Source organism: Gilliamella sp. X-57 (assembly GCF_057063565.1).
Map to the genome: position 1 here is coordinate 1 of NZ_JBXSQI010000032.1, position 18,159 is coordinate 18,159.

17 protein-coding genes are annotated in these 18,159 nt (G+C 36.4%); 5 read left to right on the plus strand and 12 right to left on the minus strand.

Features of this window, described 5'->3' with window-relative positions:
- A partial coding sequence (locus tag ACYIAL_RS12010; RefSeq protein WP_483751809.1) for an integrase core domain-containing protein occupies nt 1-434 on the plus strand: 434 nt, incomplete at its 5' end.
- Nucleotides 435-939: 505 nt separating this feature from the next.
- The gene (locus tag ACYIAL_RS12015) at nt 940-2,673 is read left to right on the plus strand and encodes a hypothetical protein (RefSeq protein ID WP_483751810.1); all 1,734 of its coding nucleotides are present in this window, start codon (nt 940-942) and stop codon (nt 2,671-2,673) included.
- A gap of 345 nt (nt 2,674-3,018) precedes the next feature.
- Here the strand turns inward: ACYIAL_RS12015 and cysG are convergent, their stop codons facing one another.
- The 4 genes from cysG to nirB all read right to left on the minus strand — a co-directional run bounded on the left by cysG (nt 3,019) and on the right by nirB (nt 8,279).
- Nucleotides 3,019-4,392 carry a siroheme synthase CysG gene (cysG, locus tag ACYIAL_RS12020; protein ID WP_174797940.1) on the minus strand — a complete coding sequence of 458 codons (1,374 nt, stop codon included), beginning with the start codon at nt 4,390-4,392 and terminating at the stop codon, nt 3,019-3,021.
- A gap of 232 nt (nt 4,393-4,624) precedes the next feature.
- The gene (gene nirC, locus ACYIAL_RS12025; RefSeq protein WP_174797939.1) at nt 4,625-5,395 is read right to left on the minus strand and encodes a nitrite transporter NirC; all 771 of its coding nucleotides are present in this window, start codon (nt 5,393-5,395) and stop codon (nt 4,625-4,627) included.
- Nucleotides 5,396-5,422: 27 nt separating this feature from the next.
- Complete coding sequence (nirD, locus tag ACYIAL_RS12030; protein ID WP_174797938.1) at nt 5,423-5,755, minus strand: nitrite reductase small subunit NirD; 333 nt, start codon at nt 5,753-5,755, stop codon at nt 5,423-5,425.
- 1 nt (nt 5,756) lies between these two features.
- Nucleotides 5,757-8,279, minus strand: a complete 2,523-nt coding sequence (gene nirB / locus ACYIAL_RS12035) for a nitrite reductase large subunit NirB (RefSeq protein ID WP_174797937.1) — start codon at nt 8,277-8,279, stop codon at nt 5,757-5,759.
- A gap of 290 nt (nt 8,280-8,569) precedes the next feature.
- Between nirB and ACYIAL_RS12040 the strand changes: the two genes are divergently transcribed.
- The 3 genes from ACYIAL_RS12040 to ACYIAL_RS12050 all read left to right on the plus strand — a co-directional run bounded on the left by ACYIAL_RS12040 (nt 8,570) and on the right by ACYIAL_RS12050 (nt 11,408).
- Nucleotides 8,570-9,067 carry a MarR family winged helix-turn-helix transcriptional regulator gene (locus ACYIAL_RS12040; protein WP_174797936.1) on the plus strand — a complete coding sequence of 166 codons (498 nt, stop codon included), beginning with the start codon at nt 8,570-8,572 and terminating at the stop codon, nt 9,065-9,067.
- A gap of 74 nt (nt 9,068-9,141) precedes the next feature.
- Nucleotides 9,142-10,254 carry an HlyD family secretion protein gene (locus ACYIAL_RS12045; protein ID WP_174797935.1) on the plus strand — a complete coding sequence of 371 codons (1,113 nt, stop codon included), beginning with the start codon at nt 9,142-9,144 and terminating at the stop codon, nt 10,252-10,254.
- Nucleotides 10,251-11,408: an ABC transporter permease gene (locus tag ACYIAL_RS12050; protein WP_202985014.1), complete on the plus strand. Its 1,158-nt coding sequence runs from the start codon at nt 10,251-10,253 to the stop codon at nt 11,406-11,408. The genes ACYIAL_RS12045 and ACYIAL_RS12050 overlap by 4 nt, the downstream gene beginning before the upstream one ends.
- Before the next feature lie 270 nt (nt 11,409-11,678).
- Here the strand turns inward: ACYIAL_RS12050 and ACYIAL_RS12055 are convergent, their stop codons facing one another.
- The 8 genes from ACYIAL_RS12055 to ACYIAL_RS12090 form a co-directional block, all read right to left on the minus strand.
- Nucleotides 11,679-13,067: a hypothetical protein gene (locus tag ACYIAL_RS12055; protein ID WP_174797934.1), complete on the minus strand. Its 1,389-nt coding sequence runs from the start codon at nt 13,065-13,067 to the stop codon at nt 11,679-11,681.
- Complete coding sequence (locus ACYIAL_RS12060; RefSeq protein ID WP_065638604.1) at nt 13,064-13,327, minus strand: PAAR domain-containing protein; 264 nt, start codon at nt 13,325-13,327, stop codon at nt 13,064-13,066. Before ACYIAL_RS12060 ends, ACYIAL_RS12055 begins: the two co-directional genes overlap by 4 nt.
- A 32-nt stretch (nt 13,328-13,359) precedes the next feature.
- Entirely contained in the window at nt 13,360-14,229 is an 870-nt protein-coding gene (locus ACYIAL_RS12065; RefSeq protein WP_174797933.1) for a T6SS immunity protein Tli3 family protein, read from the minus strand.
- An 11-nt stretch (nt 14,230-14,240) separates the two neighbouring features.
- Complete coding sequence (locus ACYIAL_RS12070) at nt 14,241-14,987, minus strand: T6SS immunity protein Tli3 family protein (protein ID WP_483751811.1); 747 nt, start codon at nt 14,985-14,987, stop codon at nt 14,241-14,243.
- Complete coding sequence (locus ACYIAL_RS12075) at nt 14,987-15,856, minus strand: T6SS immunity protein Tli3 family protein (RefSeq protein ID WP_483751812.1); 870 nt, start codon at nt 15,854-15,856, stop codon at nt 14,987-14,989. Before ACYIAL_RS12075 ends, ACYIAL_RS12070 begins: the two co-directional genes overlap by 1 nt.
- Nucleotides 15,857-15,867: 11 nt before the next feature.
- A complete protein-coding gene (locus ACYIAL_RS12080; protein WP_483751813.1) occupies nt 15,868-16,611 on the minus strand; it encodes a T6SS immunity protein Tli3 family protein in 744 nt (247 codons plus the stop codon).
- Nucleotides 16,612-16,614: 3 nt separating this feature from the next.
- Complete coding sequence (locus tag ACYIAL_RS12085; protein ID WP_483751814.1) at nt 16,615-17,988, minus strand: effector protein Tle3 domain-containing protein; 1,374 nt, start codon at nt 17,986-17,988, stop codon at nt 16,615-16,617.
- Nucleotides 17,989-18,054: 66 nt separating this feature from the next.
- Nucleotides 18,055-18,150, minus strand: coding sequence for an IS3 family transposase (locus tag ACYIAL_RS12090; protein WP_483751815.1), 96 nt, complete (start codon nt 18,148-18,150; stop codon nt 18,055-18,057).
- Nucleotides 18,151-18,159 lie beyond the last annotated feature (9 nt).

The window sequence follows — 18,159 nt, forward strand, 5'->3', positions numbered from 1 at the left end:
AACGTCGCTTTAGGACATTCAATGTCATCGATGACTTTAATCGTGAGGCGCTAGGCATTGATATTGCGGTAAGCTTACCGGCAGGGAGAGTTACCCGTTACTTAGATAAACTGGCTGAATATCATGGCTATCCATTAAAAATACGAGTCGATAATGGACCAGAATTTACAGGAAAAACCTTTATAAACTGGGCTAAATCCCATGATATAACCATTGATTATATCCAGCCCGGTAGCCCTTATCAAAATGGCTATATTGAACGATTTAATCGTACCTATCGTACTGAAGTACTCGATTTATATCTTTTTAACAACTTAGCACAAGCAAGGAGAATAACCGAAGAATGGTTAACGATTTATAATACCGAAAGACCGCATGAGGCGTTAAATAACATGACACCGATTGAGTATAAAACACTAAAACAAGCAGCATGATTTTCTACGTGAGTTGTGTATAAGTTTGGGATATTTACAAGGGTTTTCTATTCTTTACTATACTATTTTATGAATGCAAAAGAAAATAAAATAAATCAAATAATTATTTACATAAAACAAATTTAGAATATATATTGATAAATTGACAGGCGCGTAAAAAACTTTCACCTTGAATGAGGTTTATAATGATAAAAGAATTATTTCGCCAATCAGATATTAAATCTGGATTAAATTTAATTATTGCGTCCTATCTTGATCGCATGTATGAAGATAATGATTTTTTAAAAGTTGTAAATTATATGGTAAAAAATAGGGTTTAGTACTGATGGTGTATATTGTCATTTCACTTGTGAATATGATGGTTTTTTAGATAAAATGGTTTTCAAAGATGGCTTTTTTTGCAATAGGATACCCTCCAACAGAAAACTATACAAATAATTGTCGCTTATTTATATATCATTTATAATCCATAAACCTCTTTAAATAAATAAAATTGAAATGGGTTATGTCGTACTTTGATGAAAATAATTTAGAAAGAATCCGTTGGCGTTGTTCTCTTAATTTAGAAAAGTATTTTAAAGATCCACTTCGAGGTTTTTACAACGAGAACCACGAGTATGTTGCTACTTGGTACGAAAACCGCCTATCACTAGAAGGTCATAGAACATGCGTTGAAGTGACTTTTATTAATCTCACCAATCCAACCTATAAGAATAAAAAGAGTGAAGAAACTTATCAAAGTTTTTTTGTCATCGCCTTACCAATCAATTGGTTGCATAAAATTCCATTTGGAAGTATTTGGAAAACTGGTGAATCGGAAGAAAAATTTAAGTTTAAACAATATAAGATTACGTTCTCAAAAAGTATTGGATTATCTTATCAACCTCTTTGGCAAAATAAAAATTCTCACCCATTTGAAGCAGATAAATATGTCCATCCATCTGATTTAGAGCGTTTTAAAGGGGATGGAAATAATTTATTGGTTATCAAACAAGATAGCTACTCTTACATCATTCATCCTTTACACTTTTTTATGGCCCACTATGGTTATTCTAGTGAATTAAAACGTATTTTGGTTACAGATAATTGGAGTAAAATTGAGAAAAAGTTACACCTTAAGGAGCATTTCAACGAAAAAGGCGTATTCCTACCGACAAATCTTTCTACAAATGATGCCGTTTTCCTCTATCACTTAAAATATGACAAGTATACAAATACCATTATAAAAGATGTAAATGCTAAAATTCTCTTATTTAAAGATCAGAGATACGCTAATTACCTTATTCCCTGTTGGCATGATCAATCTATTACTCTTTCATTTTATGGTATTTCTTTAGGAAACTCTATACTCTGTTGCCAAATTACAGGTATCAGTCAACCACAAGGTGAAGCAATCAATCTTTACTATTACTCTGTAGTGAAAGCAAACTTAGATGATAAAGCTCAAGAAAACAACAAAACGCAATATAGAACGCGAAAAAAAGAACGAGACCACGAGGTTGAAAAACTTGATATATCATTGAATAATGTAAATAATCTTGTTACAACAGACGTAATTGAATATTTAAAATTGCTTGGCGAGAAACGAGAGATAAATCGAATTGGATTAATTCATGAAACCGCAAGAAACGGCAATATTAAATTCTTGAATTATAATGAACCAACTGATTTTAATGTCGGTCAGAAACAAGGTAAAACAGGCAATACAGGCATTTCAAACTGTTTCTATGATATTCCTAACAATCAAAAAATTGAAGGTAAAGCTCGTATAGACACTATTTGGGAGCATGCAAAACGATTACGTTATGAGCATAATTGTAAGGTTTATTGGTATACACCTAAAAAAGGGTTCAACGAAAACGATGAGTTAACGTTAATTTCCTTAAAAGATATATGTGATTCATTACATAAATCTTACCCAATGTGTGCATTGATATTACGTATTGATGTTAAACAAAGAACATTCTTTGTTCTCAACTTCCCTACTAGGGCAGGAAGAAATGACTCTGGTTTTAGTAGTGTCGTTTATGATCCGGTAGATATTCAGAAATTCTTGTCGTTCAATATTAACAACTCGGAAGATACGATATTCAAATTACTCATTGAACTCATATCAGGAGATGGTGTAAGTAGCGATTATATTGATTCGAAAAATGGGAAAATGTCGATGTTTAGACATGTAGAAGCTAAAAAGACGAAAAATAATTGGGTTTGGAATGGCATAAAAAAATTACTTTAATGTAAGGAAAGGTATGATATTTAATTACAAATTTAGAGCAATTTTGGTCAGGATTATAGGCCTGTTCACCTTATACAGAAAAAGGGGATTGATTTAAGCTCAGGAGTAGCCTATTAAAACAAAAAGGCAAATTGAATTAATTATCAAAATAATATAAGTAAAGTTATAAGAGAAATTTATGAAAAAAAGAATTGAATCCAGCGAAGTAGAAAGAATTAATAATTTGATTATAGAAAGCCTTGAGTATAAATCTCAAGATAAATATACTTATATAAAAATTTAAATGACTCACAGAAAGTGATTTACACAAACAATAAACCATATTGAATAATCGTTCTATTCCAATTAATGTTCAGAAAACCAACTCAGTTTTTCACGTAATGCCACAACAGGTCCAATAATAATTAAACTTGGGCTACCAGCCCGCAAAGATAATTGCGCTAAATCACATAATAAGCCCGATACTACTTTTTGTTTTGTTGTGGTGCCTTCTTCAACAATGGCTACCGGCGTATTTGCATTCATACCATGCTTAATTAATTGTTTTTCAATATTTTCAGCTTGCGACAATCCCATGTAAAACACTAACGTTTGTTTTTCAGCTGCTAGGCTTTGCCAATCAAGATGACTACCATCCTTTAAATGACCGGTGATTAAACGCACACTATGGGCATAATCTCGATGCGTTAACGGGATTCCGCTATAGGCAGAGCAACCCGAAGCGGCTGTAATTCCCGGGACGACGGAAAAAGGAATATCAGCGTTAAATAATGTTTCAAGCTCTTCACCGCCACGACCAAAAATAAAGGGATCTCCGCCTTTTAGGCGTACAACACGTTTACCTTTTTGCGCTTGTTGTAAAAGAATCTGGTTTATTTGCTCTTGCGGTACACAATGAAATCCTGCGCGTTTACCAACAAATACACGCTTAGCATCTCGACGAGCAAGATTCATAATGTCATCTGAGACCAATCGATCATAGACAATAATATCCGCTTGTTGGATCTGTTGTAATCCCTTTAGCGTCAATAATCCCGCATCACCAGGCCCAGCGCCAACTAAAACCACTTCGCCACGAGCATCAAGTGATGTATCAAATAACTCATTCGTGAGTTTTTCAACATCATCAGAATCATTATTAGCAAGCGCTTGAGCTAATCTATCATGCGAAAATAGTCTTTCCCAAAAACGTCGTCGTTCTGTCATTGTTTGGTAGGTTAGTTTAACTTTATCGCGTAAATAACCAGCATATTTAGCTAATTTACCTAAATGTTGGGGTAATATAGACTCTAGTTTTTCGCGCAATAATCTGGCCAAAACAGGGGCATGCCCTTCCGAAGAGACGGCAACCATAATAGGAGAACGATCAATAATCGAAGGCATAATAAAACTTGCCGCTTTAGGAGCATCTACAACATTACAAAAAATACATCGTTTTTCAGCCTCCATACTTACTTTTTGATTAGTCTCTTGGCAATCTGTCGCAGCAATGACTAACCACTTATTATCAAGTAATTCAGCATCAAATTCCCCTTGAGCTAGGGTAAGTTGCTTTTGCTCATGCCAACACATAAATTGTTCATTAAAGGTTTGCGCATTTACCGTCAGGCGAGCACCTGCTTCAAGCAATAATCGCGCTTTACGTTCAGCGACTTCACCACCACCGACTAATAAGCAATCACGGTTTTCTAACTTACAAAATAGGGGAAAATAATCCATAGCACCTCAAAATAGAACACTCTCTGTTTAAAAATTTATCAACACCTAGCCTCTAATAATAGAATGTTATTGCTTATCCTATTTTTAATCGCACCGCTATTTTGTATCACTAATAGCAATGAAAACAAAATAGAAGACTAAATAATTTAGCACTTTTTTAAAGAAGGGGAATTATTCACTATACATTCCCCCCTAGGTTGATTATGGTAATAACATCTCGCTAATTAAATCGTTATGCTGGGCGCTCTGCTTTCGGCGTTGAATACCAGTATCCTAGCCCCATAAATAACGCACCAGAAACAAGATTTCCTAATGAGACCCATAACAAATTATAACCAATTCCAGTTAATGTGTAAGCATCACTATGATGACCAAACCACGAAAGTGCAAATAAGGTCATATTTGCAACCGAGTGTTCATAACCACAAGCAATAAATGCTAATAAACACCACCAGATAGCAATAAATTTTGCCGAGCCTTCAACTCGATTAGCCATCCAAATTGCTAAACAAACTAACCAGTTACATAACACGCCTCTAAAAAATAATGCGGACGCCGTAGCCGATGTTTTGGCTAAAGCTGCGGCGTGAACCAAGCTGGTATCTGTGGATAATAAAGGTGTTGCAGCATAACAATACAATGCAGCTACAAAAATTGATCCTAATAAATTACCTAACCATGTTTGCGGTAATACCAACCACATTTGGCCATGGGTAATTTTTTTGCATTTAACACCAAGCGTTAAAAACATGGTATGCCCAGTAAATAATTCCGATCCGGCTATAACAACCAACGTTAATGCAATACCAAACGTTGCTCCCATAACTAACGGTCTCATTGCAGGATCAACGAGATTTCCTAGAGTAAAAATTAAAATAATACCAAGCCCTACATAAGCCCCAGCCATAGCAGAACTTACCCAAAAACCAAATGGATTCGTTTTTGCCAAACGAACAATGCGCGCAGCATTGGCTGCACATTTATTAATCGTTTCAGTATACATAACAACTTTATCCTTTTAAAAATAGGTTTAGTGCGACTTTACTTGTACCATCCCATCATCATTAACGATGACTTCATAATGAGCGATCGAGTATTGTTCATCTTCAAAACAATAGCCATCTTTTAAACGAAAACGTTGTTTTTTCAGCGGGCTTGCCACCCATAACTGATTTTCATGCTCCGCAATAATGCCACGAGATAAAACACTTGCCTTAGCAAAAGGATCAATATTACTAATCGCATAAAGCTCAGCATTATTATAAGGACGGAAGATAGCAACATGATCATTACCGACAAGAGCACAAACGCCAGTGCCTGGCAAAATATCATCAAGTTTACAAATAGTTATCCATTGACTCATATTATTCCCCTAACATTACTTTACGTTCTTCGGCTGTAGCTGGTCGATGCTGATCGCGTTCAGGTACAATTTGGACATTCTCATCACGTTTGCTGCTGTTAATAAAGTGCGCAAATCGAATTTGGTTTGCATTATTTTCAACCGTTTCTTTCCATTCGCATACCATTAATTTACGTAAGCGCGCCATCTCACTTTCTAGCTCTGCATTAACACCTAACTTATCGTCTATAATGACACTGCGTAAATAATCAATACCACCTTCTAGATTTTCAAGCCAAACTGACGTTCGCTGTAATTTATCTGCAGTACGAATATAGAACATCAAAAAACGGTCAATAAATTGAATTAGTGTGTTTTTATCGAGATCCGCAGCAAGTAAATCGGCGTGACGAGGCTTCATTCCCCCGTTACCGCAAACATAAAGATTCCATCCCTTTTCAGTGGCAATCACCCCAATATCTTTACCTTGAGCTTCGGCACATTCACGCGTACAACCAGATACACCCAGTTTAAATTTATGTGGTGCACGAATACCTTTATAGCGGTTTTCGAGTTCTACCCCCAATCCCACACTATCGCCTACACCAAATCGACACCAAGTGCTACCCACACAGGTTTTTGCCATTCTTAACGCTTTAGCATAAGCATAGCCACTCTCAAAACCCGCCTCAATAAGCTCTTTCCAAATAGCCGGCAGATCATCTTTTTGTGCGCCAAATAGACCAATACGCTGTGAGCCGGTAATTTTAGAATAGAGTTGATATTTTTTAGCGATTTGACCAATGGCAATTAATCCTTCTGGTGTAATTTCGCCACCGGCACTGCGAGGAATAACAGAATAAGTACCATTTTTTTGAATATTACCTAAGAAAATATCATTACTATCTTGCAAAGGAATCAAATTATCTTTAAGTATATAATCATTCCAACATGAGGCTAATAACGATCCAACCGTGGGTTTACAAACCTCACAACCGTAGCCATTACCATGTTTTTTAATCACTTCATCAAATGACTTTAAGCCCTCAACACGAATTAAATGATATAACTCTTGGCGCGAGTATTTAAAATGTTCACATAAGGCATCACTGACCTCAATCCCTTGTTTAGCTAATTCCAAATTAAGAATTTGCGTAACAAGTGGGATACAGCCACCACATCCCGTTCCAGCTTTTGTTTCTGCCTTAATGGCTGCAACTGTATGACAACCTGCATTAATCGCATGGATAATTTTTTCTTTAGTCACATCAAAACAAGAACAAATTTGTGCTGAATCAGGAAGCGCATCAACACCCATAGTCGGCTTTGCGCCTGCATGTGCTGGTAGTATCAACGTATCTGGGTGTTCGGGGAGATCCATATCATTAAGCATTAATTGTAATAAATTACTATAATCCGACGTATCGCCGACCAATACCGCACCCAAGAGCTTTTTATTATCACTCGAAACAACTAATTTTTTATAAACTGGCGTTGTCTCATCTAAGTAAACATAGCTACGACTCCCCACTGTTTTCGCTTTAGCATCACCAATACTGCCAACATCGACACCCATCAGTTTTAGCTTAGCGCTCATATCGGCGCCTTCAAATTTATCGGCTTGACCCATTAAATGCGCTAAAGCAATCTGAGCCATTTTATAGCCGGGTGCAACCAAACCAAAAACCTTGCTTTGCCAACAAGCGCATTCACCAATAGCATAAATATCAGAATCCGATGTTTGGCAATAATCATTAATCACAATCCCACCACGAGGACCGATTTCTAACTCGCATTGTTGAGCTAATTTATCGTTTGCTCTAATGCCGGTTGAAAAAACAATAAAATCGATTTCAAGTGAAGAACCATCTGCAAATTGCATGATTTTACCTTCAGGTGTATGAATTATTTCTTGGGTATTTTTACTGGTGTGAACCCCGACACCCATCTCCTCAATTTTACGACGTAATTGTTCTCCGCCTTGTACATCAAGCTGTTCAGCCATAAGCACTGGGGCAAACTCAACCACATGCGTTTGCATACCTAAGTTTTTCAAAGCGCCCGCAGCTTCAAGCCCTAGTAACCCACCGCCCACAACAGCGCCTTTTTTACAACGCTTTGCACATTCGCGAATGGCATCAAGATCTTCAATCGTACGATAAACAAAACAATCAGACCCCTCAGCACCTTTAATCGGCGGCACCCAAGGATAAGAGCCTGTCGCAATAATCAATTTATCATAAGCAACAATTCGCCCTTGTTGAGAATGGACTTCCTTACGCTGACGATTGATTAAAATAGCCCGTTCATTAAGTAAAACATTAATATTATTCTCTTTGTATAATCCTTCGCGAACCAGAGAAAGTGCTTCGGCAGTATGCCCAGAAAAATAAGAAGAAAGATGCACCCGATCATAGGCAAGACGTGGCTCTTCACAAAAAATAGTAATATTGAATTGATTGGACTGCATTTTATCGATTAATTCTTCAACAAAACGATGCCCAACCATCCCATTACCAATAATAACGAGATTGGTTTTACTCATACAAAAACTCCAATTTTATTTTAATTTAATGATTTAATTTTATTTTGATAACATTGTATGAAACTTGGTACAGATTATAACTACCCTCAAGGATTACTACTTTAGTGGTAAGAGTGATTGTTGAAGTCATAATTTGAAGTTAAGGCTTGTTTAAAAATAGATAAAAATCAAAAATGCCTATCAAAATACTCGACTTAATGACCCAGCAAATCGATAAAAACAGCTAAAAAAGTTGCCAACCACAATTAAATGTTTATAATTAGCCGACTAAATAAATTGAGTAATGATAATTGAATTACAATTCAAGAAAGCTTCCTTCACGTGAAACCTTAGCGCGTGCACAAAGATTTAATAATGATATTGTTGAAGTTTCTGGTGTTGATCTGGTTTTAAGTTTAATCACAACCGCCGATCTCATTCGCGCGAATATCTATGCACAATTAGATAAAGATTACGGCGTTTCTGAGGGGAAATTTGCCTTATTGATGTCACTGTTTTCAGAAGGTGAAACCTGTGCCAGCGATCTTGCTTTGCGCATTGGCGTAACACCGGCGACGGTATCAGTCATGGTTAAACGAATGCTGGCATCTCCAAAGCCTTTAATCTCGATGACAAAAAGCGGTGAAGATGGACGTTCTCGCCTAATCACTTTAACAGATGCAGGTGAAAGGCTGATTCAAGAGGCATTACCTAACCACCTTAAATCGATTCGCGCTTTTGCGCAGGTGCTAAACCCGCAAGAACAAGAGTCTTTAATCGCGATGTTGCGTAAATTATTACGAAAATAACGGACTTTAATCATTAAAGTCATTCTTTTTACTTAAATAGTTAGCTGACTAAATAAATGGAAAATAAGCTATATATGAAAAAAAATGTCAAAATTCCTGTTATCTTTTTACTTCTGCTAATGTTTGGCTCATTTTTAATTTTTGTAGGTTCAAGAAATGATGCGGTATCTGTTGCCAAAAGCATTAAATCTGGCGTATTAACGGCTGACGAAATTAATATTGCCTTTCAAAATGTCGGCGGAAAAGTCACCCAACGATTTGTGCAAGAGTCACAAATGGTAAAAAAAGGTGATCGGTTAATGCAATTAGAAGATATCGATACCAAGCTAGCTATCGATCGCTTACAAGCTTTAGTTGATAGTCAAAAAGCAGCAGTCAATCAAGAACAAGCAACCATTGAAATTACGGAAAACGAGACTAACCTTTCAGAATTAACAACTTGGCGCAAAATTGAAGAAGTACAAGCCAATTTAGAAGCAGCAAAATCTGCTCAAAATTTAGCGAAGACTGAATTTGATCGCCAAACCCAATTACGAAAAACAGGTGGCAACTCACAGTCACAACTTGATAATGCACGTAATGCATTTATTAATGCAAAAATGCAAGTTGTGCAAATTGAAAGTCAATTATCGACTTTAATGATTGGCGCAACACCAGAACAAATAAGCCAATTTGAACAAACACAAAATGCAACCGGCATGACATTAAAGTCCATCTTAATTGCTCGGCAAAAACTCCAAAATCGCCAAAATCAATTAGCACAGCTTAAAGCACAACTTGCGCAAGGTGAAGCTGAATTAAAACAGTTACAACTCAATTATGAACGACTAACGTTAAGAGCACCTGAAGATGGAAAAATATTAAAACTGATGTTTGAAGATGGCGAAATGGTACCAAACGGCGCACCCGCAGTATTGTTAGAAACTAACCGTAAATATATCGACATTTATGTGAATGAAAAAATGGTGAATGATTATCAACCTGACACAACTGTCACCGCTAATGTGATTGCGCTGAATAAAGAAGTAAAAGGTAAAGTCCGCTTTGCCACCGCTGCGCCATCATTTGCCGATTTACGTATGACACGAGAACGCGGCCAAGCCGATCTAACCTCTTATCAAGTTAGAATTTATATAGAGTCAATTCCAAAGCTATTAACCGGAATGACACTTGAGGTGGATCAATGATGCAAAACATCATTAAATCTATGCTCGAAGAACTTGACGCCATGTTGTCGGGTCACTTTATCCCTTATTATAAAGTTTCGCTTGGCTTAGCGGCAATTGTTTCACTGGTATTTTCAATCGTATTAAGTCACGGAGCCGTATTTGAAGGTAAAATTGCAGTGATTGATCTTGACGGCTCAAATTATTCGACGGAATTAATTAGTAAAGTCAATACATCACCTTACATTGAAGTGACGGAAGTGATAAGATCGCCAGTAAACCCGATAACGTTAGTTTCACACGACCGTAATTTAGGTGTTTTATATATTCCTAAAGGCTTAGAAAAAAGCTTAAAAAAAGGCGATCAAACCGTTCGCCTAGGTTATTTTGCTGATGACACCAATGATGCACAAAATGCTAAAGTACTTCAAAGCCTTAATGAATATATTCCTGAATTAGGTGCCGAACTGAGTATTGGTAAAATTGCCGCATTAGGGCTTGGTAAAGAAGGCATTGAAGCAACCTTATCACCCATGCAACTAAAAACACGCTACCTGTTTAATCCGGCAAGTTCATCGACAATTTCGACAATTATTTATTTTGTTTACTTTTTCTCATCACTGACTTACGGGTTAACTTCATTGATGATTATTGGCCGATTAAAAGTTACTGGTATGTGGCAAATGGCTATAGAAAGAGGCTTCTTATCCTTATTAGCAAGAACAATCCCTTATGCGCTATTTTACACAACCGCATTAACCCTTATTACCGCTATACTAGTAATATTTGGGCAACTACGTTTTGAAGGTAACTATTTCGCGTTTGTGCCAAGTGTATTTATGACAGGACTTGCCTTTGGTTGGTTAGCCTTTTTACTTTCTTGGACAACAAATAATCCGGGTGAAGGCGCGGGCAGAATGATCTTTTTAGTTCCGCCGGGGTTTATTATGGGAGGATCAACAATGGCAGTGGGTATTATGCCTATTTGGACATACTACGTTAGCCACGCGTTTCCATTAGTTTGGTTATTTCGATTTTTCCGTGATTTTGCCATGCGAGGGCGTTCACTGATTGATATGTTAGCAACTTATGGAGCTTACATCATCTATTTAACGGTTATTGCTTTTGTGGTGATGATGTTTGTTGAGCGAGTAAAAAAGACAGCAAAAAACTAATTTTTTGTCAAAAAGTTTCAGATAACACCTACGTTTCAGTAAAAACTTGATACCACACCACATCTATTTTTACCCCCCTCGATGAATGTTCAACGAGGGTTAAATGTATAGTTGGTACTTCCTTTTTAGAGTATCGCAACAATGACGTTATAAAGCTGAGGCTAACTAACGTCACTTATCCAATTTCAAAATCCAAATTACCGTGCCAAGTGGAATACCATTCACACAGCAACTCACATCACTTATCCCATACAAACGACCTTTAAGTAATCATCTAAACGATTCAAACCAAATTTTATCAAACTCTTCTTGATAACGCTGTATTTTAAAATAAAGAGGAATACAAACTGCAATCACCGATAAAAAAGTACTCAAAACAATTATTGATAATATTTCCTTTAATTCAATATAATTAATAGCCAATAAAGCAACAATAGAATACAGGCAAAAAACAAGACTAAAAAAATAAGCCGTTGGGAAAATCAATAATTCATCATTTTCTTCGATACGTTGGACGGTTCTATCAGATACTTGCATAATATAAATTTCATTACTTCCTTGCGCAGCAATCATTTGCCCCTTTTGTCCTTGATTTACCCCATCAGCAGCCAGTGCTAATGCAAGCCATGCATGGCTTTCGCTTAATTTACCTAAATTAAGATCTAATGGATAAACTTTATTTGGCGCAATTATAATTTCGCCATTAATATCAAAAAATGTCTCCTTTAAAATATTTAATGCAGAAGAAGATAAAGATGTCGTCCATAATTGATTAACTCGTTTCTTTTCAACCTGCTCGGCTTTAATTAAATAACCAATATCATCACTTAAATCAGTAAGTTCGGTTTTAAGAGGTCGAAACACTCTTAATTTGGAAAGATTTAATGCTTTCTTAACATTAGAAAATAATAATGCACAGCAATATTCACTAAAAGATAATTGGTTCTTAACATCGTATACTAAATTAATCATTAAAATAGATTCATCATATTTTGTATCTATCCATTCATGGATGATTTCAGGCGAAGGTATGCAATCGGATAACACAATATCAGACTCGTTAATATTAATATGATTTGAACGACAATAATTAGCTAAAATCATAACCGCAGCATCTGAACTTTGAGTCATATTTAATAGCACTTTGATTTTTGACAAGCTATTAATTTTAGCTTTCATTGGCATAATAATTTTTTCAAACACATAAAATAGTGGTGAACTACTCATTTCATGTATAACTGAAATCGGCATTACTTTATCGGGATTCATTGGTTGACTGCCTTCTAGCCCCATAACTTTTAAAGCAAGATTATCGATTTCTGTTAAATAACAATAATCAACTAACCCAATTGATTTTCTTGCCCATATCTGCCATCTTGCTAGTTTATTTTTAATATTTAAATTAAAAAATAGAGCTTTAATTAATTGTGAATGGTAATAACTATAAATAAACCCTGTTATAGATAAACTAAAAAATAGCGGTACGATAACAAGATAAAAGCCCCCTAACAATAAATTAGATAGCACACTATTTTCATTAATGAGTAACACTATAAATTCAAAAAAAATGGTGCTCAATACAAAAACCAATAAATAAATCCAGATAGAAAAATTCTTAGGTAGTGCTTTTTCTGGTATGTTAGGTACTCTCCATTTCATGCTTCACTCCCTACAACAGATAATGTTGAAATAAGCTCACAGCCACAAGCGGCTTTACAACCATTAATGGCAACAGATCGATTATACATTTTCCAAGTCGGATGCCCGTCAACAATATTATTTACACCATGTCCCTTTATCGGACACGATACCTGATCGCCAACTAATGCAACTGGCTTACCATCAAAAATAGCACCAGATGCACTTATCACACATCCTCCATGGGAATGCGGATCGCCTAATCGAATTACACCTTTCATAAAGTCATTCCTAAAATTAGTCTAAAATATTTTTACCTTTCCGCCCCAACCTCACAACGTATTTTGTCCCAACCTTGGTAAGGTTCGGGTTTTAGATTTTTTATTGAATTTACCCGTAATTGATATTCTTTATTATTGAGCATTTTTTTATAAGCACCAAACCTAGAACCATCCCTAACTCTTTTATCAGAAAACGCCGCTGATGGGTAAAAAATTTGATAGTTGCTTAATCCATGTTCATAATCAATTCGATTATATCTATAAGAAGCCCCAAATATCACCTCATGATTTTTTAAAACAAAATAGCCGGTATTACCCGAAATAGTAATCGGTGTATTTGGTTTTTCTGGTTCATAATAAGTATCCTCAATTGGCGAATCATCCACCCCAATAAAGTAATCAACTTCTTCTCCTGGTACAGCTGCCATTGGGGACACCATCGCTTTTATAAAATGTCTGCCACCATCGACTGAAAAAACAAAATCAGACAGATCATTGGTGGGAATGGCAATATACTGTTTGCCGGGGTTATAGTAGTTAAATTTCGGTAAATGATAAGCTGTATAAAATCGTTCGGTAATTAAGGTATGAATATTATTTTTATCATCATGATACCAAATCAATCCACTGCAATTTTCGCCTTGTAGCTCTAAATAACGATCGGCGTCATAACGATAAATCACCTGCCGCTTTTTACTGACATAATAAAAGGAATAATCTAGCACATCACCATTTCTGGCAATACTATGGAATAATTGATAGCCTTCTTTCGGTAATGGTTTAGGGCGCATCAGTGGCATTGGCTCGGTGGAGGGGAATGGCGCAAAAGTCGATAAAATCACAACCAAAACTACGGGTACAACAAATAACATTATCAACAATTGAGTTATTTTCTGTTTCATGCCTTAATTCCTTATTTAGCTGTGCCTAACAAGTGTTGATAGACCTCTAACACTGTATGGTTATCGGGCAATTGAGTTCCTTTGGCATTATAATCACAGCGCATTTTATCCCAACCGGTATAGTCACTTAGAATTGGGGGAATACTTTCGGGGATAATTTGGCTTCTGCCTAAAATAGCTCCTTGTTCAAGCTGTTTTTTTTTCGATAACATACTCCAACCTTTGGTGCCAAATGGCGCTTCTGATACATAAAGCTGACCATCTTTGCTTAAAATAAAAGCCTGATCATTCACCACATCGTATTGCGGTGAATCATGATTACCTAAATAATGCCCAACCTCTAAATGGATACTTCTAAATGAACGCCCCCCATCAATGGAAGTATATATTGCCGACACATCCGACAATGGGATTGAAAGATAGTTTTTTGCAGGATGCCGATAGGGTTCAGTGTAAATACGCCAAGAATGAGCAGCTAAAAGGTAATAAACTTGTTCTTTATCATCAATAAAATAAGCTTGCCCTTCACATCGATAGCCTGTCAATAAAATATAACGGTTTTCATCAAAACGGTACACAATTTGCGAGGGCGGAACAATGGTGGGCTTTCGTATATTATTAACTGGCGAAAGTGCCAATATCCCCAAGATAAAGAACAGATAACTCACCATTTGCCATCGCTCACGATATTGCTTAATTAGCATAATAATAAATAACACTCCCCCAATAAGGGTCGATAGTATTGCTAACATCATCATTACCTTTCCGCCCCAACCTCACAACGTATTTTGTCCCAACCTTGGTAAGGTTCGGGTTTTAGATTTTTTATTGAATTTACCCGTAATTGATATTCTTTATTATCAATAAGGCTATCATAGGCACCAAATCTAGAGCCATCCCTAACCCTTTCATCAGAAAACGCCGCTGATGGGTAAAAAATTTGATAGTTGCTTAATCCATGTTCATAATCAAAGTCATCATATTCATAAGATGCGCCAAATATCACCTCATGATTTTTTAAGACAAAATAGCCGGTATTACCCGAAATAGTAATCGGCGTATTTTTTTTCCCAAGCCAAGTATAAAATTCCTGAATAGGCGAATCATCCACCCCAATAAAATAATCAACTTCTTCTCCTGGTACAGCTGCCATTGGGGACACCATCGCTTTTATAAAATGTCTGCCACCATCGACTGAAAAAACAAAATCAGACAGATCATTGGTGGGAATGGCAATATACTGTTTGCCGGGGTTATAGTAGTTAAATTTCGGTAAATGATAAGCTGTATAAAATCGTTCGGTAATTAAGGTATGAATATTATTTTTATCATCATGATACCAAATCAATCCACTGCAATTTTCGCCTTGTAGCTCTAAATAACGATCGGCGTCATAACGATAAATCACCTGCCGCTTTTTACTGACATAATAAAAGGAATAATCTAGCACATCACCATTTCTGGCAATACTATGGAATAATTGATAGCCTTCTTTGGGTAATGGTTTAGGGCGCATAAGCGGCATTGGCTCGGTGGAGGGGAATGGCGCAAAAGTCGATAAAATCACGACCAAAACCACGGGTACAACAAATAACATTATCAACAATTTTGTTATTTTCTGTTTCATGCCTTAATTCCTTATTTAGCTGTGCCTAGCAAGTGTTGATAGACCTCTAACACGGTATGGTTATCGGGCAATTGAGTTCCTTTGGCATTATAATCACAGCGCATTTTATCCCAACCAGTATAGTCGCTTGGAATTGGGGGAATACTTTCGGGGATAATTTGGCTTCTGCCTAAAATAGCTTCTTGTTCAAGCTGTTTTTTTTTCGATAACATATGCGGACCTTTGGTGCCAAATGGCGCTTCTGATACATAAAGCTGACCATCTTTGCCTAAAATAAAAGCCTGATCATTCACCACATCGTATTGCGGTGAATCATGATTACCTAAATAATGCCCAACCCCTAAACGGATACTTCTAAATGAACGCCCTCCATCAATGGAAGTATATATTGCCGACACATCCGACAATGGGATTGAAAGATAGTTTTTTGCAGGATGCCGATAAGGCTCTGTATATAGATCCCAAGAATGAGCAGCTAAAAGGTAATAAACTTGTTCTTTATCATCAATAAAATAAGCTTGCCCTTCACATCGATAGCCTGTCAATAAAATATAACGGTTTTCATCAAAACGGTACACAATTTGCGAGGGCGGAACAATGGTGGGCTTTCGTATATTATTAACTGGCGAAAGTGCCAATATCCCCAAGATAAAGAACAGATAACTCACCATTTGCCATCGCTCACGATATTGCTTAATTAGCATAATAATAAATAACACTCCCCCAATAAGGGTCGATAGTATTGCTAACATCATTGGTTAACGTCTCCTTTCTGTATCTGGCACTGGCAGTGGCCATTGTTGTTCTGGATTAATATAGAAACCAAAAACTTTACCGCCCACCGTGACCGCTAGTTTAGCGACTTGTTTGGCAGCGACTTTTGTTATAATACTTCCGCCCCCCACAAGCAAAGCCCTTTGGTAAATAGTTTCAACATGCTTAAATTCATTTACTACCCCTTTCGGGACTGTCCCTTGTAAAAAGTTCATACTTTTTTTAATTTCTTTCGGTAAAATACCATCATTTTTATACTTTATTGTGTCTGAATCTTCATTTTCTGGTGAGCGCCAATCGGCAAGGTGAATTAATTGTTGCCACGTTCGGCGGTTTTCTTTACTGCAAATATTGACTTCGCCCAACGCAAGATCAAATGCCATTATATGAGAAGGGACTTGCTCATTTAAGGTAATGCCTGAATGATGGGAACTGTCTTCGGCTTGCTCTGTCTGTTTTTGGACATATTCATAAACCTTTTGTTTCAGTTCTTCACCTGACGGAAAACACCATACCTCGAATTTATGCGGATCATCTGTAAAACGAAAATGGGCAAACCCTGGCAACCATTCCGGATGCTCTTTTAATCGGTCTTGAGGCCAGGGATAATAATAAACGCTATCAAGTGAATGATTAGAACTACCAAAGCGTTTTTTGGGTCTATCTGGATGAGGATAATAAAATTCATATTTAGGATAAGGTTTATACTCGTCAGATTCTTTATACCACCTTTCATGTTCATCATATTTATTTTTATCTAAAAACAGATCATTATAATAAATCGCTTTAGCTAATTTTGTTTTAATACTTTTTCCACATCCGGTATAAATAATTGGTTCGGGAACTTGTTCACCATTAATATTTAACTTTTCTCTAACTCGATATCTTGCATTACTCACCGATCCCGTTTCAGTCGGCGAATAAACACCATGCTCCTTATCTTTTTCTAATTGCGCAATAATTTTGTCATCTACTTTATAATAAATAATAATTTTATCTTTAATATTATCGTAATAGCCATAAACAAAGCTGCCGTTCTCAATGGGGTTATGTTGATTGACTAACGCGATTTCATCTTTGGTTAAATAAATATACATTTTATACATAAAAGAAAAGCTTTCTTGTTCGGCATCGTATTTTTTTATAATATCGATCTGTCTATCCTTTAACGCCTTTTTATCAAGGTATTCAGGCACGGCTATTTCAAAGGCTCCTTTGGGTCTAAAACAGATAAATTTAGCGGGATCTTCACCCACAGTCATACGATGACCAAATGCGCGTTGTTTTAAATTGTCACCACATTGATTAAATACGTGATTAGGTATACCTTGCCAGCCCATGCCCTCAACACTACGCAATGAAACCACTTGATCATTGGGACTAAAGTTGGTATGTCCACACTTTTTAGTACCAAAAAGATAAGGTCATCGATTTCTTTTGTATTCAATCGGCGACTGGTAATTTAATGTTGAATGAATTCGATTATAATTAAACCAATCCACATAGTGATTAAATTCCAATTTAAGTTG